This is a genomic window from Pseudohaliea sp., assembly GCF_054552115.1.
In genome coordinates this window covers 42,942-65,852 of record NZ_JBTOLW010000011.1, presented here as the reverse complement: position 1 = coordinate 65,852, position 22,911 = coordinate 42,942, and the positions used below count along the sequence as shown (strand labels likewise).

The 22,911-nt window shown below is 67.8% G+C and carries 25 protein-coding genes and 2 tRNA genes; 8 read left to right on the top strand and 19 right to left on the bottom strand.

The genetic code is table 11. The annotated features are described in order from the left end of the window. Nucleotides 1–120: 120 nt before the first annotated feature. Complete coding sequence (gene petA, locus ACX93N_RS07580) at nt 121–759, top strand: ubiquinol-cytochrome c reductase iron-sulfur subunit (protein ID WP_459427797.1); 639 nt, start codon at nt 121–123, stop codon at nt 757–759. 156 nt (nt 760–915) lie between these two features. Here the strand turns inward: petA and ACX93N_RS07575 are convergent. The 4 genes from ACX93N_RS07575 to ACX93N_RS07560 form a co-directional block, all read right to left on the bottom strand. After that, a tRNA-Arg gene (locus ACX93N_RS07575) sits at nt 916–992 on the bottom strand. Nucleotides 993–1,038: 46 nt separating this feature from the next. Then, nucleotides 1,039–1,452, bottom strand: a complete 414-nt coding sequence (locus tag ACX93N_RS07570) for a hypothetical protein (RefSeq protein ID WP_459427796.1) — start codon at nt 1,450–1,452, stop codon at nt 1,039–1,041. 77 nt (nt 1,453–1,529) lie between these two features. Then, a complete protein-coding gene (locus ACX93N_RS07565; protein ID WP_459427795.1) occupies nt 1,530–2,315 on the bottom strand; it encodes a TSUP family transporter in 786 nt (261 codons plus the stop codon). 50 nt (nt 2,316–2,365) lie between these two features. Next, the gene (locus tag ACX93N_RS07560; RefSeq protein ID WP_459427794.1) at nt 2,366–3,034 is read right to left on the bottom strand and encodes an energy-coupling factor ABC transporter permease; all 669 of its coding nucleotides are present in this window, start codon (nt 3,032–3,034) and stop codon (nt 2,366–2,368) included. Between the two features lie 80 nt (nt 3,035–3,114). On the opposite strand from ACX93N_RS07560, the gene ACX93N_RS07555 reads away from it, so the two are divergent. Further along, a complete protein-coding gene (locus ACX93N_RS07555) occupies nt 3,115–3,996 on the top strand; it encodes a hypothetical protein (protein WP_459427793.1) in 882 nt (293 codons plus the stop codon). 48 nt (nt 3,997–4,044) lie between these two features. Here ACX93N_RS07555 and ACX93N_RS07550 read toward each other — a convergent pair whose 3' ends face one another. Together ACX93N_RS07550 and ACX93N_RS07545 are read right to left on the bottom strand one after the other, a co-directional pair. Beyond that, nucleotides 4,045–6,090 (bottom strand): oxidoreductase, encoded by a 2,046-nt coding sequence (locus ACX93N_RS07550; protein ID WP_459427792.1) that lies wholly within the window; start codon nt 6,088–6,090, stop codon nt 4,045–4,047. A gap of 77 nt (nt 6,091–6,167) precedes the next feature. Then, nucleotides 6,168–6,626 carry an Lrp/AsnC family transcriptional regulator gene (locus ACX93N_RS07545; protein WP_459427791.1) on the bottom strand — a complete coding sequence of 153 codons (459 nt, stop codon included), beginning with the start codon at nt 6,624–6,626 and terminating at the stop codon, nt 6,168–6,170. 146 nt (nt 6,627–6,772) lie between these two features. Between ACX93N_RS07545 and ACX93N_RS07540 the strand changes: the two genes are divergently transcribed. Beyond that, nucleotides 6,773–8,473: an aminotransferase class V-fold PLP-dependent enzyme gene (locus ACX93N_RS07540; RefSeq protein WP_459427790.1), complete on the top strand. Its 1,701-nt coding sequence runs from the start codon at nt 6,773–6,775 to the stop codon at nt 8,471–8,473. 72 nt (nt 8,474–8,545) lie between these two features. Continuing rightward, nucleotides 8,546–8,944, top strand: coding sequence for a hypothetical protein (locus ACX93N_RS07535; protein ID WP_459427789.1), 399 nt, complete (start codon nt 8,546–8,548; stop codon nt 8,942–8,944). Between the two features lies 1 nt (nt 8,945). Here the strand turns inward: ACX93N_RS07535 and ACX93N_RS07530 are convergent, their stop codons facing one another. After that, the gene (locus ACX93N_RS07530; protein ID WP_459427788.1) at nt 8,946–9,788 is read right to left on the bottom strand and encodes a PhzF family phenazine biosynthesis protein; all 843 of its coding nucleotides are present in this window, start codon (nt 9,786–9,788) and stop codon (nt 8,946–8,948) included. Continuing rightward, nucleotides 9,788–10,282 (bottom strand): hypothetical protein, encoded by a 495-nt coding sequence (locus ACX93N_RS07525; protein WP_459427787.1) that lies wholly within the window; start codon nt 10,280–10,282, stop codon nt 9,788–9,790. The genes ACX93N_RS07530 and ACX93N_RS07525 overlap by 1 nt, the downstream gene beginning before the upstream one ends. 116 nt (nt 10,283–10,398) lie before the next feature. Here ACX93N_RS07525 and ACX93N_RS07520 point away from each other — a divergent pair, with 116 nt between their 5' ends. Further along, nucleotides 10,399–10,857 (top strand): hypothetical protein, encoded by a 459-nt coding sequence (locus ACX93N_RS07520; RefSeq protein WP_459427786.1) that lies wholly within the window; start codon nt 10,399–10,401, stop codon nt 10,855–10,857. 4 nt (nt 10,858–10,861) lie between these two features. Here ACX93N_RS07520 and ACX93N_RS07515 read toward each other — a convergent pair whose 3' ends face one another. Continuing rightward, nucleotides 10,862–12,754 carry a tetratricopeptide repeat-containing diguanylate cyclase gene (locus tag ACX93N_RS07515; protein ID WP_459427785.1) on the bottom strand — a complete coding sequence of 631 codons (1,893 nt, stop codon included), beginning with the start codon at nt 12,752–12,754 and terminating at the stop codon, nt 10,862–10,864. 128 nt (nt 12,755–12,882) lie between these two features. Continuing rightward, complete coding sequence (locus ACX93N_RS07510; protein ID WP_459427784.1) at nt 12,883–13,869, bottom strand: zinc-dependent alcohol dehydrogenase family protein; 987 nt, start codon at nt 13,867–13,869, stop codon at nt 12,883–12,885. A gap of 184 nt (nt 13,870–14,053) precedes the next feature. Between ACX93N_RS07510 and ACX93N_RS07505 the strand changes: the two genes are divergently transcribed. Next, on the top strand, nt 14,054–14,197 hold the full coding sequence (locus tag ACX93N_RS07505) for a PEP-CTERM sorting domain-containing protein (RefSeq protein ID WP_459427827.1): 144 nt from the start codon (nt 14,054–14,056) through the stop codon (nt 14,195–14,197). A gap of 219 nt (nt 14,198–14,416) precedes the next feature. Here ACX93N_RS07505 and ACX93N_RS07500 read toward each other — a convergent pair whose 3' ends face one another. Next, nucleotides 14,417–15,010 carry a TetR/AcrR family transcriptional regulator gene (locus ACX93N_RS07500; protein WP_459427783.1) on the bottom strand — a complete coding sequence of 198 codons (594 nt, stop codon included), beginning with the start codon at nt 15,008–15,010 and terminating at the stop codon, nt 14,417–14,419. A gap of 116 nt (nt 15,011–15,126) precedes the next feature. On the opposite strand from ACX93N_RS07500, the gene ACX93N_RS07495 reads away from it, so the two are divergent. Continuing rightward, on the top strand, nt 15,127–15,564 hold the full coding sequence (locus ACX93N_RS07495) for a nuclear transport factor 2 family protein (RefSeq protein WP_459427782.1): 438 nt from the start codon (nt 15,127–15,129) through the stop codon (nt 15,562–15,564). Between the two features lie 169 nt (nt 15,565–15,733). On the opposite strand, the gene ACX93N_RS07490 is transcribed toward ACX93N_RS07495, so the two are convergent. After that, nucleotides 15,734–16,495 (bottom strand): AraC family transcriptional regulator, encoded by a 762-nt coding sequence (locus ACX93N_RS07490; RefSeq protein ID WP_459427781.1) that lies wholly within the window; start codon nt 16,493–16,495, stop codon nt 15,734–15,736. A gap of 79 nt (nt 16,496–16,574) precedes the next feature. Here ACX93N_RS07490 and ACX93N_RS07485 point away from each other — a divergent pair, with 79 nt between their 5' ends. Continuing rightward, complete coding sequence (locus ACX93N_RS07485; RefSeq protein WP_459427780.1) at nt 16,575–16,961, top strand: VOC family protein; 387 nt, start codon at nt 16,575–16,577, stop codon at nt 16,959–16,961. 166 nt (nt 16,962–17,127) lie between these two features. Here ACX93N_RS07485 and ACX93N_RS07480 read toward each other — a convergent pair. From ACX93N_RS07480 to ACX93N_RS07450, 7 genes are all read right to left on the bottom strand, one after another. Then, nucleotides 17,128–17,220: transfer RNA gene (locus tag ACX93N_RS07480), tRNA-Ser, on the bottom strand. Nucleotides 17,221–17,293: 73 nt separating this feature from the next. Then, nucleotides 17,294–17,482 (bottom strand): carbon storage regulator CsrA, encoded by a 189-nt coding sequence (gene csrA, locus ACX93N_RS07475; RefSeq protein WP_459427779.1) that lies wholly within the window; start codon nt 17,480–17,482, stop codon nt 17,294–17,296. Nucleotides 17,483–17,592: 110 nt separating this feature from the next. After that, on the bottom strand, nt 17,593–18,834 hold the full coding sequence (locus ACX93N_RS07470; protein ID WP_459427778.1) for an aspartate kinase: 1,242 nt from the start codon (nt 18,832–18,834) through the stop codon (nt 17,593–17,595). Next, entirely contained in the window at nt 18,831–21,437 is a 2,607-nt protein-coding gene (alaS, locus tag ACX93N_RS07465; protein WP_459427777.1) for an alanine--tRNA ligase, read from the bottom strand. The genes ACX93N_RS07470 and alaS overlap by 4 nt, the downstream gene beginning before the upstream one ends. 28 nt (nt 21,438–21,465) lie before the next feature. Continuing rightward, the gene (locus tag ACX93N_RS07460; protein WP_459427776.1) at nt 21,466–21,813 is read right to left on the bottom strand and encodes a histidine triad nucleotide-binding protein; all 348 of its coding nucleotides are present in this window, start codon (nt 21,811–21,813) and stop codon (nt 21,466–21,468) included. 3 nt (nt 21,814–21,816) lie between these two features. Further along, nucleotides 21,817–22,002 carry a Trm112 family protein gene (locus ACX93N_RS07455; RefSeq protein WP_459427775.1) on the bottom strand — a complete coding sequence of 62 codons (186 nt, stop codon included), beginning with the start codon at nt 22,000–22,002 and terminating at the stop codon, nt 21,817–21,819. A gap of 55 nt (nt 22,003–22,057) precedes the next feature. Further along, a complete protein-coding gene (locus tag ACX93N_RS07450) occupies nt 22,058–22,903 on the bottom strand; it encodes a M23 family metallopeptidase (protein ID WP_459427774.1) in 846 nt (281 codons plus the stop codon). Nucleotides 22,904–22,911: the final 8 nt, after the last annotated feature.

Sequence of the window (22,911 nt, the reverse complement as noted above, 5' to 3'; positions counted from 1 at the left end):
GCCCCAAGGGTCCAGTGAGAGCACGGTGGGAGGCACTGCGACGCAGTCATTGCACCGAGCGCCGGACCACCGGCTGAGCTGTTACAAGCAACTGGCGTCATCGCCAGGGAGGTAGACACCATGTCCACTAAGGCAAGCGGAGACACGACTGGCCGCCAGGCACCGGATCCGGGGCGCCGTCGCTTCCTGACCCTCGCAACGAGCGCCGTGGCTGGCGTCGGCGCGGCCGGTGTCGCCGCCCCCTTCATCGGCTACTGGAGCCCATCCGCCAAGGCAAAGGCCGCCGGCGCCCCGGTCAAGGCCGACCTGAGCCGGCTGGAGCCCGGCGCCATGGTCGTCATCGAGTGGCGCGGCAAGCCTGTCTACGTGGTCCACCGCACCCGGGCCATGCTCGATGAACTGCCGAAGGTCGATCCACTGTTGAAGGACCCGGCGTCGGCCATGTCGAAGCAACCCGCCTACATCTCGGGCAATGCCCGCTCCCTGCGGCCGGAGTTCCTGATCGTCGAGGGGTTGTGCACACACCTCGGCTGCGCGCCCAAGTTCCGACCGGAGGTTGGCGCTGCCGACCTGGGTGGTGAGCGCTGGCACGGCGGTTTCTTCTGCCCCTGCCACGGTTCGAAATTCGACCTCGCCGGACGGGTCTACAGTGGCGTGCCCGCATCGACCAACCTGGTCATACCACCGCACTCCTTCGAGGCCGGGGACATCCTGGTCATCGGCGTCGACACGGTGAAGGACGATGAGATGAGCGCCTGAACCGGGAGACTGGTTGCCCGGGCGGGAATCCAAGGCAAAAGTTTGACGGCCCCATCCGGCACGAAGGGACCCGAAAGCAGGTGGGATGGCCTAATAAACCGGGTTTAGTGAGAACCGGTCATCCCCCGTTAATGGGGTAGGCCGCGAAAAATGGAGTGGCGCGCCCGGGAGGATTCGAACCTCCGACCGCCTGGTTCGTAGCCAGGTACTCTATCCAGCTGAGCTACGGGCGCGAAGGGCCGCAACTATAGGGAGACGGCCGCGGCAAGTCAAGGGATCTCAGGGCTGCAGGAAGCCCGCCTCGGACGAAAAATAGAGCCGCAGAGGTGTCTTCTGGTCCTCCGTGAAGCGCACCAGGAGGCCGTAGAAGTCGTTGTCATAATCCTCGACCCACTCGAACTCCAGGTCCGGCAGGAGGTCCGGTCGCTCCGGGCGCCGGCCCACCACGAGGACCTCTTCCATGACGTTCGCCTCGCCCACGCTGACCTTGGGAACGGCGATCACGAGGTGGCGCTTTCCGGTTTCCGGGTCGATGCGGGAATCGTGTACCTCGAGGCCCATCTTCTCACCGCGATGACCCTTGACCAGGTCGAGCCAGTCGCTCTCGAGCATCGCCTTGTCCTGGGCCGTCGCCAGGGACGCGAGACAGGCAGCGGCCAGCACGGGGAGGCGCGCTTTGCAGGGAATCTTCATGGGGGCAGTCACCTCGCACTCCGGGGCGCGCAGCAAGCGCGCCGCAGTGCCTAAGAGACCACAGGCACGCGCCCGGTTCAAGCAATGGCGAGACGGAGCAGGCCGGCCAGGCTCACGGCCAGCAGGCCCGCCCCGAGCACGCGGAAGAAGATCTTCGTTTCCGCGCGCAGCGTGTAGGCATGGAAGCGCAGCCCGAGGAGGTGACCCACGGCCGCACAGGGCAGCAGCCACAGGTGGTGCCGCCACTGCAGGTCGACGCCACCGATCACGAAGGCAAGCAGCTTGACCGCCACCAGCACGAACCAGAGCACGAACAGGGTGTCGCGTACCTGCTCCCTGGGCATGCGGCTGGCGGCCACGGGCACCACCAGGGGCGCCGCGATAAGCGAGGTGCCGCTCACGTAGCCACCAATGACCAGCAGCACCGGGTCCAGGCGGCCGCTGCGGGTCTGGAAGGGCCGATCGAGGATGTAGCTCACCGCGTAGACCGACACGAGTACGAAGATGAACCCACTGACGATATCCGTCGGCAGGGTGATCACCCCGGCCACACCGATGAGCTTGGGGATGAACATGAGCGGCAGCGCGTAGCGCAGAAACGCCCGGTTCACGGTACCGCCGCCGGCCGCAGGGCGTTCCCCGCCCTGGCGGGAGCGCCAATGGGCCAGGGCAATGGTCAGCGAGGAGAAGAAGAGCAGGTGTACGGCAATCAGCGGCAGGAATACCAGCGGCGCGTTATGCACCATGAGCAAGAAAGGCAGCGTGAGGACCGCACCCCCGAAACCGAGGCCGGAGCGCACGAAGCCGCTCCACACGAAAAGCACGGCAATGGCGGCATACTGCCAGGCGGCGAGGTCGGCCACGGGATTCTCCAGGACTGGGGCAGGCGCCTTCGGCGCCGACGCACCCTACCCTATGCGTCGTCGAGGTAAAAGCGGTCGTCGAAGGTCTTCACCGCATCGGGGTGGAAGACGGCCAGGGCAGCGATACACATGCCGTTGATGAAACCCTCGGAAAACATGACCAGGAAGAGGAGCGGCCAGAACGCGAGCGCTCCTTCCACCCAGCGGGCCAGGCCGAGGGCACTGAACAGAGCCAGCGCGAGGGCGGCATCCACCAGCACCACGAGGGCACCGCCGGCGAAGCCGGCGCCGAGGATGTAGAAGAACGGGTTGCGCAGCCGTGGCCGGTACAGGGCGCGGGCGAGGAGCCAACTGGTGGTCGCCGGCAGCGCAACGGTGAACAGCCAGGCCACCGGGTAACCGCCCCAGGGGAGGTCGGCGGCAAGAATGAAGGCGAGGAGAGCGCCGGAGCCGGCAAGGAGGGCGAGGCTCCAGCCTACGACGAGCGTGAGCGTGGTGACACCGAGCAGGTGGAGCACGAGGCCGTCGATCATGCGGATATTGAGAAGCCAGAGCAGCAGGCACGCCACCGCGCCGCCGGCAACGAGGTGAACCCGCTCCGGCGAAAGGCGCAGGATTCGCCAGGGGGTATAGCGGACCGCCGCGAGAAGGCCGAGGGCCAGGAGCACCCAGGCTGCGGCAAGCAGGCTGGTCGTGAGGAGGGAAGGGTCAAGAAACACGGCGCTCGGGCTGCCTTGAACCGCACTGGTGAAGGGGTACACTGACCCCGTTGGAATTTTCGCCCGTCAAGGAGCCTCCCATGCCCGCGTCCCGATCAATCCTCGCGCTCTTGCTCACCCTCGCCTTCGCGCTGCCGGCGGCCGCGGGAACGGCCACCATCGCCAACAGCGATGGCACGACGATGACCTTCGAGTACCGCGGCGGCGACCTGCTGCGCGTGGGTGGCATGGAGGACGAATCCTACATGCTCGTCCGCGACAACACCCTTTACGTCGTCAACTTCAACGACGGCGAGCCGATGGTGATCGACGCCAGCAGCATGATGAAGGGTTTCTCGGGAATGGTGCAACAAGCCGCGCCTTCGGCAACCACGGCGGGGTTCGTCTCCCTCGAGGAGACCGGCCGCTCGGAAACCGTCGCGGGGATCAAGGGCGAGGTCTACCTGCTCACCACCAACGAGGACGGCGTGGAACGAACCCAGGAAGTCGTCATGTCCGATGACGCGCGTGCCATCGAGTTTCGCGACGCCATGTTCATCATGGGCCGTGCCGCCATGGACGCGTTCGGCGAGAAGCAGCTCGCCGAAGACAACAAGGACCTGCAGAAGGAACTGGAGGAGATGAACCTCGGCGTCCTGCGCGTCGGCGACGACATGACCGTCACCGAGCTCAGCGGCGACCGCATCGCGGCAGCGCGCTTCGAGCTGCCCGCCGAGCCCATGGACATGCAGGGCCTGGGTGCCATGATGGGCGCCATGGGCGAGTCCTCGGGCGAGGAAGCCGGCGCGGACGGTGAACAGTCCGGCGGGATCTTCTCCGGCATGATGGACGCGCTGGGCGGCCAGGCAGACCGGCAGGCAGACCGCACCGAGCAGAAGGTGGACAACAAGGTCGATCAGGAAAGCGACAACGCCGTCGACAAAGCCGTCGACAAGGTCTTCGGCAAGCTCTTCGGCGACTGACCGGCGCGCGGTCCGGAGCGGGCCGGCCCCGCCTCGTCCGTCAAGGACCTAGAAGCCCGCCGCCAGGCGGCAGCCCTGGTCGATGGCGCGCTTCGCGTCGATCTCCACCGCGAGGTCCGCACCGCCGATCAGGTGCACCCCGTCGCGAGCCGCGGCGAGCGCGTCGTAAAGGTCGCGCGTCGATTCCTGGCCCGCACAGACGATCACCGACTCCACCGGCAGCAGCTGCACGGCATCGTCCCGGCGGATCGTGAGGCCGTTGTCATCGATACCGAGGTACTCGCAGCCGGCCAGCATGTGCACACCGCGGCGGCGCAAGGCGAGCTTGTGCGTCCAGCCGGTGGTCGGCGCCAGGCCCTTGCCGACCTTCGTGGGCTTGCGCTGGAGGAGGAACACCTCGCGGTCGGCGCGTTCGACCACTGGCTGCACGCCTGCCACGCCGCCGCGGGGATGACCCGCAAAGTCGATCCCCCACTCGCGGGCGAAGACATCGATGTCCAGCGCTGCCGACGGGCCCGCATGGGAGACCAGTTCCGCCACGTCGAAGCCGATACCGCCGGCGCCGATGATGGCGACGGAGCGGCCGATCTCGCGCGTCCCCATGATCGCCTCCCGGTAGCCCATGACCATCGGGTGATCGATGCCCGGGATCGCGGGCGTGCGCGCATGCACACCCGTCGCGACCACGACCTCGTCCCAGTCGTTGCCCAGGCTCTCCGGCACCACCGCCGTGTTCAGCCGCAGCTCCACCCCGTGAAGCTCTATCATGCGCCGGTAGTAGCGGATCGTCTCGGCGAACTCCTCCTTCCCCGGAATACGCAGGGCGAGGTTGAAATGACCGCCGATCTCGCCGCTCGCTTCAAAGAGGGTCACGGCATGGCCGCGCTGCGCAGCGGTCACCGCGCAGGCGAGACCGGCGGGACCGGCACCGATCACGGCAATACGGCGCGGCGTGGCCGCCGGTGTGTAGTTGAGCTCGGTCTCGTGGCAGGCACGCGGGTTGACCAGGCAGGACACGATCTTGCCGCGGAAGGCGTGGTCCAGGCAGGCCTGGTTGCAGGCGATGCAGGTGTTGATCTCGTCCACCCGGCCCTGGTCGGCCTTGCGGGCAAACTCCGGGTCCGCCAGCATCGGCCGCCCCATGGACGTGATGTCCGCCAGCCCGTCGGCGAGCACGCGCTCGGCCACGTCCGGCATGTTGATGCGGTTGCTGGTGATCAGCGGGATCGACAGCTCCTCGCGCAGCCTCCCGGTCACGCCGGCGAAGGCGGCCCGGGGTACACGGGTGGAGATCGTGGGCACCTGCGCCTGGTGCCAGACGAAGTGGGTGCTCATGATGGTGGCGCCGGCGGCCTCCACGGCCCTGCCGAGGCGGACGACCTCGTCCCAGCTGCTGCCGTCCTCCATCATCTCCATGGCGGCGATACGGTAGATGACGATGAAGTCATCGCCCACGGCCTCGCGTACGCGGCGCACCACCGCGAGCGGGAAGCGCATGCGGTTCTCGTAGCTGCCGCCCCAGCGATCCCGGCGCTGGTTGGTCTTTTCGAGCAGGAAGGTGGATAGCAGATAGCCGGCCGAGCCGATGATCTCCACGCCATCGTAGCCCGCGGCCTTCGCCAGGCGCGCACAGCGGGCAAAATCGGCAAGGGTCTGCTCAATGTCGTCCTCGGTCATCTCCCGCGGCACCCGCGGGTTGATGGGCGAGGCGATCGCCGAGGGTGCTACCGGGTCCTCACTCCTTGCCAGCGGGCCCGCGTGGAGTAGCTGCAGGCAGATGTGGCAGGCCGGGTCGGCCCCGTGCACGGCGTCTGTCACCTGCCGGTGCCAGGGCACGTGCGCCTCGCTGTCGAAGGGGCCGTAGGGGGTGGCCGCCAGTTCGCTCGCGCGGTTGGGGGCGGTACCGCCGGTGATGATCATGCCCACGCCGCCCCGGGCCCGCTCGGCGTAGTAGGCCGCCATACGCTCGAAGCCTTGCGGACCCATTTCCTCCAGGCCCGTGTGCATCGAACCCATGAGGATGCGGTTCTTGAGCTGCGTGAAGCCGAGGTCGAGGGGGGAGAACAGGTGCGGGAAGTGCGGGTGCAAAGCCATGGCGTTTCCTTGCTGTGGCGCGGTGGAGCGGCGGTGCGCCGTAAGCTACACCATTGCGGCGGGCGCCGGAACCGGTCTTACAGCGGCAGCACCGTGCTGTGCTTGAGCTCCTCCATCACGAACCCGGCGCTCACGTCCGCCAGGTCTGCCTCGATGAGCTGCTGGTACAGGCGGTCGTAGTCCGGCATGTCGGCGACCACGGCCTTGACCAGATAGTCTACGTCGCCGCCCATGCGGTAGACCTCCTGCACCCCGGGCACACCGCTCACCACATCCTGGAAGCGCTGCGCCCAGGCGGCGTTGTGCTGGTTGGTGCGGATGAGAATGAACACCGTGAGCGGCAGGCCCACGGCGGCGGGCTCGAGGAGCGTGACCCGGCCGCGGATCACGCCGGCGGCCTCGAGCTTCTGCAGGCGCCGCCAGCAGGCGGAGCGGGACAGGCTCACCGCCTCGGCGAGGTCCGCCAGGGAGAGGGTGGCGTCGCGCTGCAGGAGATCGAGCAGGCGCCGGTCCAGCTTGTCGAGTTCTGCCGCCATGGGCCCTCCGCGGGTGAATGAACGATTCAATTATCCAGTCAATACGCAACAAATGTAGCGCATTAACACCACTTAAAAAAACAAATAGGAACAATGTTTCCCTTCCCAGGCCCTACACTGGGAGCTGCAATCCTGTGGAGGTGAACATGCAAAGCGACAGCCAGGCACTGATCGAGCGCATCCGCGCCGGCGTCATCGGCCACGGGCGCCCCATCGCCACGCCCTTCGGCCAGCGCCCGCTCGTCTACGCCGACTACACGGCGTCCGGCCGGGCGCTGGACCTCGTCGAGGACACGCTGCGCGAGCAGGTTCTGCCCTGGTATGCCAACACGCACAGCGAAACCTCCTTCACCGGCGCGCAGACCACGGCCCTGCGCGAGGAGGCCCGGGCCACGATTCACCGGGCGCTCGGCGGCGGCGAGGACGACAAGATCATTTTTTGCGGCGCCGGCGCGACCGCGGCCATCAACCGCCTCATCGCTATCCTCGGCCTGCGCCTGCCCCGCGACCTCGACCGGCGCTACGACCTTTCGGCCCGCATTCCCGAGGCCGAGCGGCCCGTGGTCTTCGTCGGCCCCTACGAGCACCATTCGAACGAGCTGCCCTGGCGCGAGTCCATCGCCGACGTCGTGCCCATCCCGCTGGCGGATGACGGCGGCATAGACCGCAAGGCCCTCGGCGAGGCGCTTGAGCGCTACCGCGACCGCCCCCTGCGTATCGGCAGTTTCTCCGCGGCGTCCAACGTCACGGGCATCCGCAGCGACGTACCCGCCATCACCCGGCAGCTCAAGGATGCCGGCGCCCTCGCCTTCTGGGATTATGCGGCGGCCGGGCCCTATGTGCGCATCGACCTGAATGCCCCCGGGGCGCCCATCGACGCGGTCTTTCTCTCACCGCACAAGTTCATCGGCGGCCCAGGCACCCCCGGGGTGCTGGCGGTGAAGCGGCAACTCCTCACCAACAGCATCCCCGCGGTCGTCGGCGGCGGCACCGTCTCGTTCGTCAACCCGCATGCGCACCGCTACCTCGACGACCCGGAGCGCCGCGAGGAAGGCGGCACGCCCGCCATCGTCGAGGCGATCCGCGCGGGCCTGGTGTTCCAGCTGCAGCAGGCGGTCGGGACCGACACTATCGAGGCCATCGAGCGCCGCCGGGTGCGGCAGGTCCTCGACGCGCTGGCCGAGGAGCCGAACATCGAGGTGCTGGGCGGGTCGGAGGCGGAGCGCCTCGCCATCTTTTCGCTGCGCTTTCACCACGGGGAGTCGGAACTGCACTACGGCTTCGTGGTCGCCCTGCTCAATGACCTCTTCGGTATCCAGGCCCGGGGCGGCTGCTCCTGTGCCGGCCCCTATGGCCACGCCCTGCTCGCCCTGGACGAGGCCCGCTCGATGGCGCTCGAGAACCAGGTGGCCGGGGGCTTTGGCGCGCTGCGGCCGGGCTGGGTGCGGCTGAACGTGAACTACTTTATCGACGAGGCCGAGGTCGATTACCTGCTCGCCGCGCTGCGACTCGTTGCACGCCATGGCTGGCGTCTGCTGCCCAGCTACCGCCTCGACCTTCACGCCGGGCTCTGGAGGCACCGGGACGGAACGCCGGCACTGCCGAGCTCCCTCGCGACCGTGGACTTTCACCGGGCGCCGGAGCCGGCCGAAGCGCCGGCGGCAGTGCCCCATGCGCAACTGCTCGCGGAAGCGGAGGAGCTGCTCGAAGCCGGTGCCCCGGCGGCACACCGGCGCGCCGCTGCGGCCGAACCGCCGCTGCCCGCAGAACTGGAGAGCGACCGCTGGTTCCTCACAGCCCGGGGCGCGGAAGCTGCAGATGGCGGCGCCCGCAGCGGCGCTGCCTGAACGGTGCGCGCCGTCCCGCTGCGCAACGCGCTACACTGGGGCGCAGCGGGTTCGGAAGGAGGCCCTCGGCCCATGGACAAGAGCACTTTTCTCGTCGTGGTCTTCGTGATCGGCTATATCGCCTTCGAAGCCTACGGCGTGCACACGCAGCGGCATCTCATGGAGCCGGGCTACATTCACGCCCAGTACGCCGCCGCGGAGCAGGCCATGCTCCGCTGCGGTGAAGCGGGGCCCGGCATCCGGAAGCAGTTCGATCACAACCTCGCGGTCATGGAACGGCGCGCCATCGCCGAGCTCCTCGAAAGCGGTGACTACAGCAACGAGGAGGCCGCGGCGGCCAAGGTCGCCGCGCGGGCCGCCGAGCGCCGCGCCGAGGTCGATGCCCTCGCCGAAAACGCGGGCTGCGAGGACAAGCAGCTGTGGACCCTGGTGAAAACCTACGAGCAGCGCGCGCGGCTGAACCTGCAGTAGCTCAGGGCGGGAACGCCACGCTGCCCGCCACGACCTCGACCACCTGCCCGCCGACCCAGAGCGCGTCGTCCTCGCGGGCAAGCGCAACCCACCCGTCACGCCCGAGCAACCTGCCCTGGCGCGCCCAGTAGACCGGCGGTAGCCGCTCCTCGCCGATCAGCCACTGGGCGAGACCCGCGTTGAGGCTGCCGGTGACCGGGTCCTCGGGTACGCCGACACCCGGCACGAAGGCGCGCACCTCGAGATCGCCCGGCTCATCAACCGGCAGCAGCGCCGCGACCCCCACGCGGTAGTCGCCGAGCGCGGCCCAGTCCAGCGCCAGCGCACGAAGCGCGTCCACCGAGCGCAGCAGCAGGGCGCACCAGCCGGGGCCGTTGTCGACCCACTGGTGCGCCTCCACGGCGCCCGGGGCCAGGCCGAGCGCGGGCAGCAACAGCGCCAGCTCATCGTCCGCGACCGGGCCCGTGCGCAGGAGCGGCGGCGCGGCAAACGCCAGCATGTCGCCCTGCGCCCGCACCCGCACCAGCCCCGCTCCGCATTCCTGGACCACATACCCCGCCTGCCGCGGCCGGCCACCGGCGGCGAGCCAGCTGTAGCAGGCGCCCAGCGTGGGGTGCCCGGCGAAGGGCAGCTCCCCGCCGGGCGTGAAGATGCGCAGGCGGTAGTCGGCAGCGGGATCGCCGGGCGGCAGCAGGAAGACGGTTTCGGAGAGATTGGTCCAGCGGGCGAAGGCTGCCATGGCGTCATCGTCGAGACCGGTGGCCTCGTGCACGACGGCCAGCGGGTTGCCCCGGTGCGGCTCGGCGGTGAACACATCCACCTGCCGGAAGGGAAACTGCCGCATCAGTCCGCCGCCCTGGCCGCAGCCTCGCGCCGCCCCCGGGGGCGCCAGACGCCGAGCACCACGTTGAAAATCGCCAGCAGCAGGACGACCCAAAGCGAGCCCCACTCGGGCCCCAGCGGCGCGGCCAGCTCCGCCGCCGGCACGTCACCGGCGAGGGCCGCCTCGGCCTGCAGCGCCGCGCGCTGCATTGGGGCCTGCACCGACACCAGCGTCCCCTCGAAGACCAACACCCCGAAGATGAGCTTCAGCCACACCCAGCCGGCGTTATGGAAGGCGCGGTTGAAAGCCATGGCGAGCAGGCCGCTGACCAGCACCAGGGCGATCGAAGGCAGGAGGATGTGCTCGGCCACAGCCCCCATGGCCATCCGCAGCGTGGCGAAGCGCTCCAGGTCCTCCGGCGCCGGGAGCTGCGAATGCAGCACGAGGAGCGCCGCCGCCGCGCCGGCATAGCCAATGGCACCGACCGTATGCAGGAACTTCAGGGTCTTGCGCACGCTACGGGAGGCCCCCTCGCCGCTTTTCGCCAGAACGGCGCCATTGTAGCGGAGAACGCGGACGACGCGCCGGGTACATGCTATAACGAACGTCCAGCCACCGCCGGAGCTCGCGTGTGAAACCCCACCACCATGTGGTCGCCGCCGCGGCCGAGACGCCCACCACCCGGCAGCGCCTGTTTGCACGCTACCTCATCGCGATCCTCGCGGACCTGGTGGTCCTCAACCTCTTCGCCGAACACTGGGACCGGGTCGCCATCGACGGCTTCACGCTCTCCCTCGCAGTGGCATTGCTCCTCCAGCTGCTGCTGCAGCTGACCCTGGTCATCGAGCACAGGGTTGCAGGCTGGTTCCGGGGGCGCATGGGAGCGGCCTGGACCTTCGGTCGCTTCTTCAGCGCCTGGCTGGTTCTCTTCGGCTCCAAGTTCGTCATGCTGGGCGCCCTGGACCTCGCCTTCGGCGATGCCATCCACTTCGCCGGACCCATGCACGGCGCGGGCGCTTTCATTGCCGTGGTCCTGGCCATGCTGGCCGGTGAGGAGCTGGTGACTCGGCTCTACCGCGCCCTGGCCTGACCGCTCAGCAGACTGCGGCAGCGAGCTCGAAGCGATTCTTGCCACTGGCCTTGGCCCGGTAGAGGGCCTCGTCCGCGGCGGCGTAGAGGGCGTCGGGGGTGTCGCGACCCGGGCCCGCCGTGGCCACGCCGATACTGGCTGTCACCGAGATCAGCGCCCCGCCGCCGGCGGGCACCCGCAGCTCCCGCAGCAGCTCGCGCAGCCGCGCCGCGACCTGCACGGCGCCGTCGCGGTCCGTGCGCGGCAGCACCAGCAGAAACTCCTCACCGCCGACGCGGGCGACTTCGTCCCCGGGGCGCAGCATCCCCGCCAGGGCAGCAGCCAGGGCCTGCAAGACCCGGTCACCCACCGGGTGCCCGTGGCGGTCGTTGATCGCCTTGAAGTCGTCCACGTCGAGGAGCACGACGGACAGGTTACCGCGGCCAGGCGCCAGGCCCTCCAGCAGGTTCTCCAGGCGCTCGAAGCTATGACGCCGGTTGGCGATGCCGGTCAGGCTGTCGCGGGTGGACAGAGCCCGGTAACGACGCAGGTCGCGAAGGCGCCAGAGTACAATGGCAACGACCAGGACCAGCCCGGCCGCCAGCAGGATGAAGCCAAGGCGCTCGCTGCGCAGCTCCCGCTGCTGTTGCTCGATCTCCAGGGAGCGGACCCGGGCCTGCTCCTGCAGCAGCTCAATCTGCAGCGCCTGGCGCGCGTTTTCCAGGGCGGCGCGCTGTGACAGGCGGCGCTCCGAGGCATTCTCCCGCTGCAGCGCCGACTGCCGCGCCTGGTAGCGGTCCAGCGCGCGATAGGCCTTGTCGTAAACACCGAGCGCCGCGTACATGTCTGCTTCCGCCTTGTCGAGGCCGATGTCCCAGCGGGTTCCCGTCAGTTCCGGCATGCCGCCGATGATGTCCTGCGCGCGATCGAGCGCGGCCATGGCCGCAGCGGCGTCGCCCTGCCGCGCATGGCAGACGGCGGCCCGCTTGAGCAGTTCGGCGTCGTAGTCCGCGGGACCGCCGGCGCCCAGGGCCTCCGCGATCACCGGCAGGGCCGCTTCGCAATTACCCATCTCGGCGTGGGTCATGCCCAGGCCGTAGAGCGCGGAGAAGCGCCCGCCGGCATCGCCGTGGGCCGTCATGATGTCCCGGTAGCGGCGGAACGCCGCCAGCGCCGCCTCCGGGTCACCGCCATAACGGTGGGCAGTGGCCAGGCCGTAGACGGCTTCCGCGACATACACCGGGTAAGACAGCGCCTCGTAGGCCGCCAGGGCCTGGCGGAAATAGCGGATGGCGCGGTCGTATTCGTCGAGGTAGGCGTAGAGTACGCCATAGATTTCATCGACGACCGCCACCAGGAACGGGTCACCGCGCGACAGCGCTTCCTCCGCGGCTTCCTGCAGTACCAATTCGGCCTGCTCGTAGTTGCCGGCGTGCGTATGGGCGTAGCCGAGTTCGGCGGTGGCCAGCACGGCAATGCCGCCGAGGTCCGCCTCGCGGGCCTCGGCCGCGGCCGTGGCCAGCCGCTCGAGGGCACCATCGAGGTCGCCCTGGCGCGCGGCGCTCACCCCGTCCAGCACGGCCAGGTAGTGATGCAGCCTGGCCGGGCTGTCGTCATCGAGCGCGGCATTGCCGGCGGCAACCGCTTCGGCGAGTTCATCGTTGCGGTGCAGGTAGATCAGGGACTGGGCGAGCAGCAGGTTACGGGCCGCCTCGTAGGCCGGCGGCGCGTCCGTATCACGCAGCGCCATGAGTCGCTCGCGGGCCGACCAGGGGTCGGACCAGACGAGCGGCTCCAGGCCCCGCAACTCACTGGCATCGCTGCCGGCAAGCGAGGCGGGCAGGAACCCGGGCTGGGCCCCGGCGATGGCAGCCTTTACCAGCAGGGCACAGAGAAAGATACGGAAGATGGCAGACACCGTAAGGGCGGCCCCGCTCAGGACAGATGCGGCGGAGCTTAGCAGCATGGGCCCTCGATGCGTAGCAATGAGTGGTGGTGCCGGCGATGGGCACAGGACAAAAGGCGGTCGCAATACGCGCCGGCGCGCTAAGCTCCCGTTACCAGCACCGCCGCGCCGGTGAGCCTCCCCTCACGCAGGCACGCGAGCGCGGCGTTGGCCTCCTCGAGCGGAAAACACTCGACCCGCGTGCGCACGGGTACCTGCGGCGCCAGGGCCAGGAACTCAATGGCGTCACGGCGGGTGAGGTTCGCCACGGAGCGCAGCACGCGCTCCTCCCAGAGCAGGGCGTAGGGAAAGGTAGGGATGTCGCTCATGTGGATGCCACCGCAGACCACCGTCCCGCCCTTGCGCACGGCCGCGAGGGCGGCGGGGACGAGCGCGCCCACCGGGGCAAAAATAATCGCGGCATCAAGCCCCCGGTCGGGGCACTCATCGGAACCACCGGTCCAGACGGCGCCGAGACTCTCGGCAAACTGCTGCGCCGCGCTATCCCCGGGCCGGGTGAACGCGTAGACCTTGCGGCCCTGGTACGCCGCCACCTGGGCGACGATATGAGCCGCGGCACCGAAACCGTAGATGCCGAGATGCTCGGCCTCGCCGCACATGACCAGCGAACGGTAGCCGATGAGTCCCGCGCAAAGCAGCGGCGCGGCTTCGGCGTCATCGTAGAACGGATCAATAGGGAAAGCGTAACGGTGATCCACGAGCACGTGATCGGCATAGCCGCCGTCGAGCTGGTAGCCGGTGAAACGCGCGGCGTCGCAGAGGTTCTCCTCGCCGCGCCGGCAGTAGGCGCACTCGCCGCAGCTGTAGCCGAGCCAGGGCACCCCGAGGCGGTCACCGATAGCGGCCTCGGCGCCCTCGCCCACCGCGACCACCCGGCCGATGATCTCGTGGCCTGGGACGACGGGCGTATGGACGTCCGGCAGTTCGCCGTCGACCAGGTGGAGGTCTGTCCGGCAGACGCCGCAGGCGCTCACGCGCAGCAGGAGCTGCCCCGCGCCCGGCGCGGGAATCTCCCGCTCCCTGGCCCGGAGCGGCTCACCCATGTCCTCAAGGACCATGGCGCGCATACCTGTGCTTCCTCGTCCCTTGCAGCAGGATGTGCCCCGCTTTCCCTAAGCCTAGTAGAGAACGAGGACTGCTGCGCCTTCTGCGCCCCGGGCCCTGAACGGGACGCCTGCGAGATCCGGGGAACTGTCAGGCATGTTTACGCCCCACGGGCCAGCGAGCCCTGCACGGCGATAGCCCCATGAAATCCTGAACACCTTCGCGATCCTCGTCACGTCGGAAGAACCGATCGGCAACCCCGTACCACTGCCCGCGACCCTCGCCCTCTTCGGCCTGGGCCTCGTCGCTCTCGGGTTCACGCGCCGCCGTCACACCTGTGAAGCGCGGTGAGCCGGCGTCGAGGCCAACGGATCCCGCTTCGGCGGGTTTTCTTGCCGCTTCCGAATCACGGGTATGGCCGGAGCCATTACACCGGCTCCTGCGTGATGATCTGACAGGGGAGCACCCGAAACCGCACCGCGGCGAGCGCAACACGACTCGCCGGGTTCTCCATGACCATTGCGAGCGTTGGCGATCGGCCAGCTCGGAATCTTCAGCTACCGGTGAAGCTTACGCACGGCCATCTTGCTGCCGGGCTGCAAGATAGGCGCTTATGGTCAGCTTCAGTTGCTGAATCCGCCAGGCTTGTTCGTCCGCCGCCAGTCCGTAGCACCGGTCAATCGTCGCGCACACGGTTTCCACGGTATGGCGCGCTGTGCGGGCCAGTCGCGCATGCGCTGTTCCGGGAAAGTGTGGGGCCAGCACATCCGCCAACAGGTTCGTTGCGCTTTTCAGGGACTCTTCCTCTACCTGCCGCAGTACGGGCCATACACGCATGGCGCTGCGGAGAGCCACGATACCCCTATGCTGGCGAGCGGACTCCCAGTAAAGGTCAATGATCGCGGTCACCGTCTCGTCGAGCGTGCGCGCTCTCCCGAATGATGCATCAACGGTTGACAGCCAGGTCTTCTCCGCCTGTATGAAACGCCGCGCCAGGCATTCGACGGCCTCTTCCTTGTTCTTGAAATTCCGATAGACCGTGGGGGGCGTCACGCCGGCTCGTTCGGCCAGGGCGTTGGTGTTCAAATGCGCAAGCCCCTCTGACTCGAGGATGTCAGCCGCGGCATCGAGCAATCGTTCACGGGTGTCACTGGCGCTGTTCATCGCTGACAAAAAACAGGAAAACAGCCTTGCATCATAGGTAGTTTTTGCTACTCTCCGCAAGGTAGCAATTACTACTTTCGCACGCCAGGAGAGTGACGACTATGTCAATAGATACGATGGCCAGGTTCCTGAACTATTTCGAAAGCTTTGAAGCGGCATTGCACTCCGGTGACTGGGATCTCGTCGGTTCCTGCCTGGCAGAGAATGCCCGCTACACCGTCACCGGGGTGCCCTTTGCGTGCGAAGTCGAGGGAAGAGCGGCGATCCTGCGCGCATTCAGAAAATCCACTGCTGCCTTCGACGCGACGATGGATTTTCGCCTGCTCGAAATCCAGTCGATGACGCGACTGGGCCCCGGTCGTATAAGAGCCGAGCTGATCAGTGGCTATGGACGAAACGCGACCGGCGCCACCACCGCACCCGTGTCGGTGGAGGTGCAAGCCGATGAGCGGGGGATCGTCGAACTGCGGGATAGCTATGACCAGGAGCTGACCGAACCGGCACTGCTGTGGATCGCGATGAACCTGGGAGATGCCGATCCCAGCTACGTGTAGGCAAATGGCAGGCCGGGTCTTTCCAGACAACGCCCGCTGACAATCAGGCGGCTTATACTGCTGATTGTTGCTCCCTGGCGCCGGGCGCAATCCTGCGATGCTTCACAGTTCTATCGCGATGAATACGCCCGCCCTCACCTCAAAGGACCTTACGGTGAACAAGGCGAGCTCAACCCCGGAGCAGTTCCCCGGGAGGGAAGCCGAAGATAGTTCGAAAGGCGGCGTGGAACGCGGTCCTGCTCGCGTAGCCACTCTGCCGCGCGACGACCTCAATGGGATCGCCGTTCGCTATCGCAATCAGCGAACGTGCCATGACTGCCTGGCGTCGCCATCGTGCGGGGGACAGGCCAGTCTCCCGGCGAAATACGCGCTCCGCAGTCCTTCTGCTCAAGGAAGCCTCAGCAATCAGCTGTTCAAGGGGGACATCCACTGCATCCGCGGCCAGAAAACGCTCTGACAACCGCAGGGCTCTGCGGTCCACCGGGTAAAGGAGTTGCCAGCTTTCGGGCGGGGCGCGAACAAGTTCATGTCTGATCACCGCGACCAAGGCGGCGTGAAAAGGTGAGCGCTCATCGAGGTGGCCCTCCAGACACGCCCGAACAATGCTCTCATGCAGTAGCGGGCTGACACGGAGCCCAACCGGACCCTGCCGGGCCACCAGCAGGTCATCACAAAAATAAAGCGTACGCAGCGCTACGCTCGAGGACATCTTCAACTGGTGCGGCACGCCGCTGGGTATCCAGAGCGCCTGGCCGGAAGCCAGGATCCAATAAGCCTTCGGCACGTTCACTGTAACGGCGCCCCGCGCCGCGTAGAGAAGCTGCGGCCACCGGTGAGTGTGGATGGGCTCGACTGCACCGCTGACGTAGTCGACTGCCAGCGTCCGGACTGCAAGATGGGCCTCGTCCTGGACTGTTAAGGATTGACGCATAGAAATACATGGATATCGTTAACAATGATTTACGCCATGTGATTGTATTGCAATACTTGAAAAAAACGGTGAGAGAACCATGCCTAATAAGCTTGCCCACTTCGCCATCGAAGCAGACGATGTTGATCGTGCCCGGAAGTTCTACGAGCAGGTCTTCGGTTGGTCCTTTGAGCCCTGGGGCCCCCCCGATTTTTACCTGATCAAGGGCGCTGGCGTCCACGGCGCCCTGCAAAAGCGCAGCCAGGCGGCAGCGTACGGTCGCGGCGGTATTGAGGTGTCTTACGCTGTCAGCAGCCTCGCCGACGCTCGGACCCGAGTGGAGCGTGCCGGCGGCGCATTGCGGGGCGGAGAGGTGAGCATCCCGACCGTAGGCTCATTGACGCGCTTTGCCGACACTGAAGGCAATGAAGCAATCCTGGTTCAATACGAGCCGGCCTATGCCAGGGAGCTTGGCCTGACCGCCTGAGCGAGTCGCCTTCAGTTTCGACTCACCACAGCGGCGATGGGCCCAACTCCTCCGTACCAAACCCGTAAACTCTGTCGTGGGCGGCCGGCATTATCAATCGGGTTTGGTGAGAACCGGTCATCCCCCGTTAATGGGGTAGAGCCTAGAGCCCGTTTTTTCTTGGAAGTGGCGGAGAGAGAGGGATTCGAACCCTCGATGGAGCTATAAACCCCATACTCCCTTAGCAGGGGAGCGCCTTCAGCCACTCGGCCACCTCTCCGCAGATACAGGGTTTTACCCCTTCGCGGGGCCGCGATGATAGCACCGGCCCGCGCGCTAACGCAAAGGAACGCTCAGCTCTCGCCGTCATCGGCCGGGGGCTCGTCGCTGATGCGCTGGTAGATCTCCTCGCGGTGCACGGCGACATCGCGGGGGGCGGTCACCCCGAGGCGGACCTGGTTGCCCTTGACCCCGAGCACGGTGATGGTGATGTCGTCGCCGACGATGAGCGACTCGTTGACCTTGCGTGTCAGTATGAGCATGGCTTACGCCTCGTGTCGTCCCTGAACACCGCGCGGCCGGCGCCGCGCCGCTCGTTTCCCTGTCAGTTTTAGCGGGTTTACGGGGAAAGGCCAAGGGCCCGCCCGGGGGCTTAGGCAGTGCCTTCCTCGCCGGGTTCCCCTTCAAGGCCGAAAGAGGAGTGCAGGGCCCGCACGGCCAGCTCGAGGAATTTCTCCTCGATGATCACCGAGATCTTGATCTCGGAGGTCGTGATCATCTGGATGTTGATGCCCACTTCGGCGAGCGCGGAGAACATCTGGCTGGCCACCCCCGCGTGGGAGCGCATGCCGACGCCGACCACCGAGACCTTGGCGATACGGCTGTCACTGCGCACTTCCCGGGCGCCGAGATCGGCAGCGGTTTCCTTCAGGATGGCCTCGGCACGCGCGAGATCGCCGCGGCCCACGGTGAAGGTGAAGTCGGTGCTGTTGTCGTCGGCCACGTTCTGGACGATGACATCCACCTCGATGTTGGCGTCGCCGACGGGGCCCAGGATGCGATGGGCTACCCCGGGCATGTCGGGCACGCCGAGGATCGTCAACTTCGCCTCGTCGCGATTGAAGGCGATGCCCGCAATGGTGGGCGTCTCCATCTGGTCGTCCTCCTCAAGGGTAATCAGCGTGCCCGGGCCCTCCTGGAAGCTGTGCAGCACGCGCAGGGGTACCTGGTACTTGCCGGCGAATTCCACGGCGCGGATCTGCAGCACCTTGGAACCCATGCTGGCCATTTCCAGCATTTCCTCGAAGGTAATGCGCTCCAGGCGCCGGGCACCGTCCACGACCCGCGGGTCCGTGGTGTAGACACCGTCGACATCGGTGTAGATCTGGCACTCGTCGGCCTTCAGGGCCGCGGCGAGGGCAACGGCAGTGGTGTCGGAACCGCCCCGGCCGAGGGTGGTGATATTGCCCTGCTCGTCCACGCCCTGGAAACCGGCGACGACCACCACGCGGCCGGCGGAAAGGTCCGCGTGGAGCCGGGCATCGTCGATCTCCCGGATGCGCGCCTTGGTGTGGGCGTCGTCCGTGAGGATGCGCACCTGGTGGCCAGTATAGGAACGTGCCGGCAGGCCGCGCTTGTGCAGGGCCATGGCGAGCAGCGCCGTCGTGACCTGCTCGCCGGTGGCGAGCAGCGCATCGAGTTCCCGGGGCACCGGGTGCGCCTGGACGGCGTGGGCGAGGCCGAGCAGACGGTTGGTCTCGCCGCTCATGGCGGAGACCACGACGACCACGTCGTGGCCGTCCGCGCGGAAGCGGGCAACCTTGTCGGCCACCTGCTCGATGCGCTCGATGGTGCCGACGGAGGTCCCGCCGAACTTCTGGACGATCAGGCTCATGAAGCGGCGACGCGTTCCCCGACCCAGGCCGGCACGGCCTTCAGCGTGCTGTCGAGAGCATCGACGTCGCTGCCGCCACCCTGGGCCATGTCCGGCCGGCCGCCGCCCTTGCCGCCGAGGCGGCCCGCGAATTCGCGCATGAGGTCGCCGGCCTTTACCCGGTCCGTGAGATCCGCCGTTACGCCGGCGGCGAGGGCGATCTTGCCGTCGTTCACGGCGGCGAGCAGGATCACGGCGGAGCCCAGCTTGTTCTTGCACTGGTCGAGGGTGTCGCGCAGCGATTTCGCGTCGGCGCCGTCGACGTTGGCCGCGAGCACCTTCACGCCGTCCACCTCGACCGCATTGCCGGTGAGGTCGCCGCCCGCCGCACTGGCCAGCTTCTGCTTGAGCCGGGCGACGCTCTTCTCGAGTTCACGCGCCTCGCCGCGCAGGGCCGCGGCGCGCTCGGCGAGGTTGGCCGGCGAGGCCTTGAGCACTTCGCAGGCCTCGGCGACCGTGGCATCGACCGCGGCGACCGCCGCCAACGCACCCTCCCCCGTGACCGCCTCGATACGGCGCACACCGGCCGCCACGCCGGCCTCGGCGACAATGCGGAAGAGGCCGATGTCACCGGTGCGGTCCACGTGGGTGCCGCCGCAGAGCTCCACGGAGAAATCGTCGGCCCCCATGCTCAGCACGCGCACCTCGTCACCGTACTTCTCGCCGAAGAGGGCCATGGCGCCGGCCGCCATGGCCTCGTCCATGGACATGTGGCGGGTGACCACGGGCGTATTGGCGCGCACCTGGGCGTTGACCAGCGCGCTGATCTCGGCCAGCTCATCAGCGCTGATCGGCTGGCCGTGGGAGAAGTCGAAACGCAGCCGCTCGGAGTCCACCAGCGAGCCTTTCTGGGTGACGTGCTCGCCGAGCACCCGCCGCAGCGCGGCGTGCAGCAGGTGCGTCGCCGAGTGGTTCAGGCGCGTGCGCTGGCGCACTGCGCGGTCGACGGTGGCCGCGAGTTCGCTGCCCTCGCGCACCTCGCCCTCGAGGACGCGCACGTGGTGCAGGTGATGGCTGCCGGCCTTGGTAGTATCGGTGACCTCGAGGCGCACGCCCTCCCCGGCGAGGTAGCCGGTGTCGCCCACCTGGCCGCCGGACTCGGCGTAGAACGGGGTCGCATCGAGCACGAGGACGCCGTTGTCGTCCATGCCGAGGGCGCTCACCGGCTCGCCGTCGCGCAGCAGCGCCAGCACCCGGCCCTCGCCGCTCAGGCTCTCGTAGCCAGTGAAGGCCGTTTCGCCGTCGAGCTGCAGCGTCGCGTTGTAATCGACCTTGAAACTCCCGCCCTCCTTGGAGCGCTCGCGCTGCGCCGCCATGGCGCGCTCGTAGCCGTCGAGGTCCAGGGTGAGGCCACGCTCGCGGGCGATGTCGTTGGTCAGATCCGTGGGGAAGCCGTAGGTGTCGTAGAGCTTGAACACCACCTCGCCGGGGATCTCCGAGCCGTCGAGGCCTTCCAGGGCCTCCTCGAGGATCGCCATGCCGTGGTCCAGGGTCTTGGCGAACTGCTCTTCCTCGGCCAGCAGGGCGCGTTCGATAGCGGACTGCTGCTTCGCGAGCTCCGGGTAGGCCTCGCCCATCTGCGCCACCAGCGGCGCGACCAGGCGGTAGAAGAAGGGCTCGGTCGCACCCAGCTTGTTGCCGTGGCGGATGGCCCGGCGCAGGATGCGGCGCAGCACGTAGCCGCGGCCCTCGTTACCGGGCAGCACGCCGTCGGCCACCAGGAAGGCGCAGGAGCGGATATGGTCGGCGATCACCCGCAGCGAGGAGGCCGTGCGGTCCTCCACACCGATGATCTCCGCCGCGGCATCGATCAGCGCCTGGAACAGGTCGATCTCGTAGTTGCTGTGCACGCCCTGGAGCACCGCGGCGATGCGCTCGAGGCCCATGCCCGTGTCCACGGACGGCTTGGGCAGCGGCGCCATCTCGCCGGAGGCATCCCGGTTGTACTGCATGAACACGAGGTTCCAGATCTCGATGTAGCGGTCGAGGTCGTCATCCTCGCTGCCGGGCGGCCCGCCGGGGACCTCCGGGCCGTGGTCGTAGAAGACCTCCGAGCACGGGCCGCAGGGGCCCGTATCGCCCATCTGCCAGAAATTGTCCTCGTCGAGGCGGGACAGGCGCTCGGCCGGGAAGCCGATCTCGTCGGTCCAGATCTTCGCGGCCTCGTCGTCGGAGACGTGCACGGTCACCCAGAGCCGCTCCGACGGCAGACCGAGGTTCTCCGTGAGGAACGTCCAGGCAAAGCGGATCGCCTCGCGCTTGAAGTAATCGCCGAAGCTGAAGTTGCCCAGCATCTCGAAGAAGGTGTGGTGCCGCGCCGTGTAACCCACATTCTCGAGGTCGTTGTGCTTGCCACCGGCGCGCACGCAGCGCTGGCTGGACGCCGCCCGGGTGTAGGGGCGCGGGTCCGTGCCGAGGAAGGTGTCCTTGAACTGGTTCATCCCGGCGTTGGTGAACAGCAGCGTCGGATCGTTGGCGGGCACCAGGGAACTGCTGGGCACACGGGTATGGCCGTGCTGCTCGAAGAAGGCCAGGAAGGCCTCGCGAATCTCTCCGGTTTTCATAGGTGCTCTCGGTGCTAGCGGCGCGCGCTCAGCTGACCATGCGGCCCTCGGTGAAGCTGCGCCCCGCGATGATGTGCAGGTGGAGGTGGAAAACGGTCTGCCCGGCGCTTTCCCCGTTGTTGACGATGAGCCGGAAGCCGTCGGCCACGCCGAGCTGACGGGCGACCCTGCCGGCCGCGAGCATCAGCTGGCCGAGGAGTTCGCCGTCCTCTTCCTCGGCATCCGAAAGCTTCGCGATCGCCTTGCGGGGAATGACCAGTACGTGCACCGGGGCCTGGGGATTGATGTCGTGGATGGCGACGCAGTGCTCATCTTCGTAGATGAACTCCGCGGGGATTTCGCCGGCAACGATCTTGCCGAATACGGTGTCACTCATGCGCTAGCCCAGTTTTTCGTCGGCGGTGAGCTGGCGGGCCTCGCTCTCCAGCATGACGGGGATACCGTCGCGCACGGGATAGGCAAGCCCGCTGGCGCGGCATACCAGCTCCTCGTTTTCCTCGTCGTAGTCCAGCGGCGCCTTGCTCACGGGGCAGACCAGGATGCTGAGTAGCTTCTTGTCGAGCACGGGCAACTGCGCCTCCAGCGTCCATGGATTGAAGCTACGTATTATACGGACTTTTTCAGGGCTTGTTCAGGTTTCGGGGCATGGGCGGGACAAGGCGCTGGGGGTCGATGCGCCGGCCGTGGAAGGCCATGCGCCAGTCGAGGTGCGGGCCGGTGGCACGGCCGCTGGCGCCAATGGCGCCGATCACCTCGCCCCGGCGGATTTCATCCCCTACGGCGACACCCACCTCGCTCAGGTGCAGGAAGGACGAGGAGAGGCCGTAGCCGTGGTCGATGATAATGGTGCCGCCGGAGTAGAAGAGATCCGGCTCGGCCAGGGTGACGAGCCCGTCCGCCGGGGCGTGCACGGGGGTTCCGGCCGGTGCGGCCACGTCCACACCGTAATGCGGGGTGCCCGGCGTGCCGTTGTAGACCCGCTGGCTGCCGTAGACGCCGGAGATCGGTCCCGTGGCCGGCCAGGCAAAGGCCCCTGCCACCTGCCTGAGCCATGCGGGCTCCTCGATGCGACGCCCCTTGGCGGCGGCGACCAGCGCCCGCTCACGGCGGATGCGCTCGAGCTGTTCCGGCGGCGGGGTCACCGTGTGCTGGGGGACACCGTCGACGCGCTGGATCTGGTAGGCCCGCGCGGCGACCGCGAGTGTCCGCCGGCACGGTTCGGGGCCGCTGACCACCAGCTCTGCCGTCGCCGGCGCATCGCGGCCGAAGCCGGCGAGGAACCAGCCATCCGGCAGTACCGGCAGCGCCTCGCCATCCAGGGTCACGGTGCTTCCCGGCGCCGCCCGGCCCCAGAGCAGACCGCCCTGCCGCAGCTCGCCACCGAGGTCGTCACAGGCGGCACCGGCGGCCCCTGCAGCAAGGTGCGGGGCCAGGGCGAGCAGCGCGCCGAACAGTCGCCGGAGCATGGGCTTCT

Excerpts from the sequence above, each read along its gene's own strand:
- ACX93N_RS07500 (WP_459427783.1), bottom strand. The coding sequence starts at position 15,010 with ATGAACAGCGCCAGTGACACCCGTGAACGATTGCTCGATGCCGCGGCT.
- csrA (WP_459427779.1), bottom strand. The coding sequence starts at position 17,482 with ATGCTCATACTGACACGCAAGGTCAACGAGTCGCTCATCGTCGGCGAC.
- ACX93N_RS07545 (WP_459427791.1), bottom strand. The coding sequence starts at position 6,626 with ATGGCGGCAGAACTCGACAAGCTGGACCGGCGCCTGCTCGATCTCCTG.
- ACX93N_RS07460 (WP_459427776.1), bottom strand. The coding sequence starts at position 21,813 with ATGAGTGACACCGTATTCGGCAAGATCGTTGCCGGCGAAATCCCCGCG.
- ACX93N_RS07540 (WP_459427790.1), top strand. The coding sequence starts at position 6,773 with ATGCAAAGCGACAGCCAGGCACTGATCGAGCGCATCCGCGCCGGCGTC.
- petA (WP_459427797.1), top strand. The coding sequence starts at position 121 with ATGTCCACTAAGGCAAGCGGAGACACGACTGGCCGCCAGGCACCGGAT.
- ACX93N_RS07470 (WP_459427778.1), bottom strand. The coding sequence starts at position 18,834 with ATGAGCCTGATCGTCCAGAAGTTCGGCGGGACCTCCGTCGGCACCATC.
- ACX93N_RS07510 (WP_459427784.1), bottom strand. The coding sequence starts at position 13,869 with ATGCGCGCCATGGTCCTTGAGGACATGGGTGAGCCGCTCCGGGCCAGG.
- ACX93N_RS07555 (WP_459427793.1), top strand. The coding sequence starts at position 3,115 with ATGCCCGCGTCCCGATCAATCCTCGCGCTCTTGCTCACCCTCGCCTTC.
- ACX93N_RS07535 (WP_459427789.1), top strand. The coding sequence starts at position 8,546 with ATGGACAAGAGCACTTTTCTCGTCGTGGTCTTCGTGATCGGCTATATC.
- ACX93N_RS07490 (WP_459427781.1), bottom strand. The coding sequence starts at position 16,495 with ATGCGTCAATCCTTAACAGTCCAGGACGAGGCCCATCTTGCAGTCCGG.
- ACX93N_RS07450 (WP_459427774.1), bottom strand. The coding sequence starts at position 22,903 with ATGCTCCGGCGACTGTTCGGCGCGCTGCTCGCCCTGGCCCCGCACCTT.
- ACX93N_RS07495 (WP_459427782.1), top strand. The coding sequence starts at position 15,127 with ATGGCCAGGTTCCTGAACTATTTCGAAAGCTTTGAAGCGGCATTGCAC.
- ACX93N_RS07530 (WP_459427788.1), bottom strand. The coding sequence starts at position 9,788 with ATGCGGCAGTTTCCCTTCCGGCAGGTGGATGTGTTCACCGCCGAGCCG.
- ACX93N_RS07485 (WP_459427780.1), top strand. The coding sequence starts at position 16,575 with ATGCCTAATAAGCTTGCCCACTTCGCCATCGAAGCAGACGATGTTGAT.
- ACX93N_RS07550 (WP_459427792.1), bottom strand. The coding sequence starts at position 6,090 with ATGGCTTTGCACCCGCACTTCCCGCACCTGTTCTCCCCCCTCGACCTC.
- alaS (WP_459427777.1), bottom strand. The coding sequence starts at position 21,437 with ATGAAAACCGGAGAGATTCGCGAGGCCTTCCTGGCCTTCTTCGAGCAG.
- ACX93N_RS07570 (WP_459427796.1), bottom strand. The coding sequence starts at position 1,452 with ATGAAGATTCCCTGCAAAGCGCGCCTCCCCGTGCTGGCCGCTGCCTGT.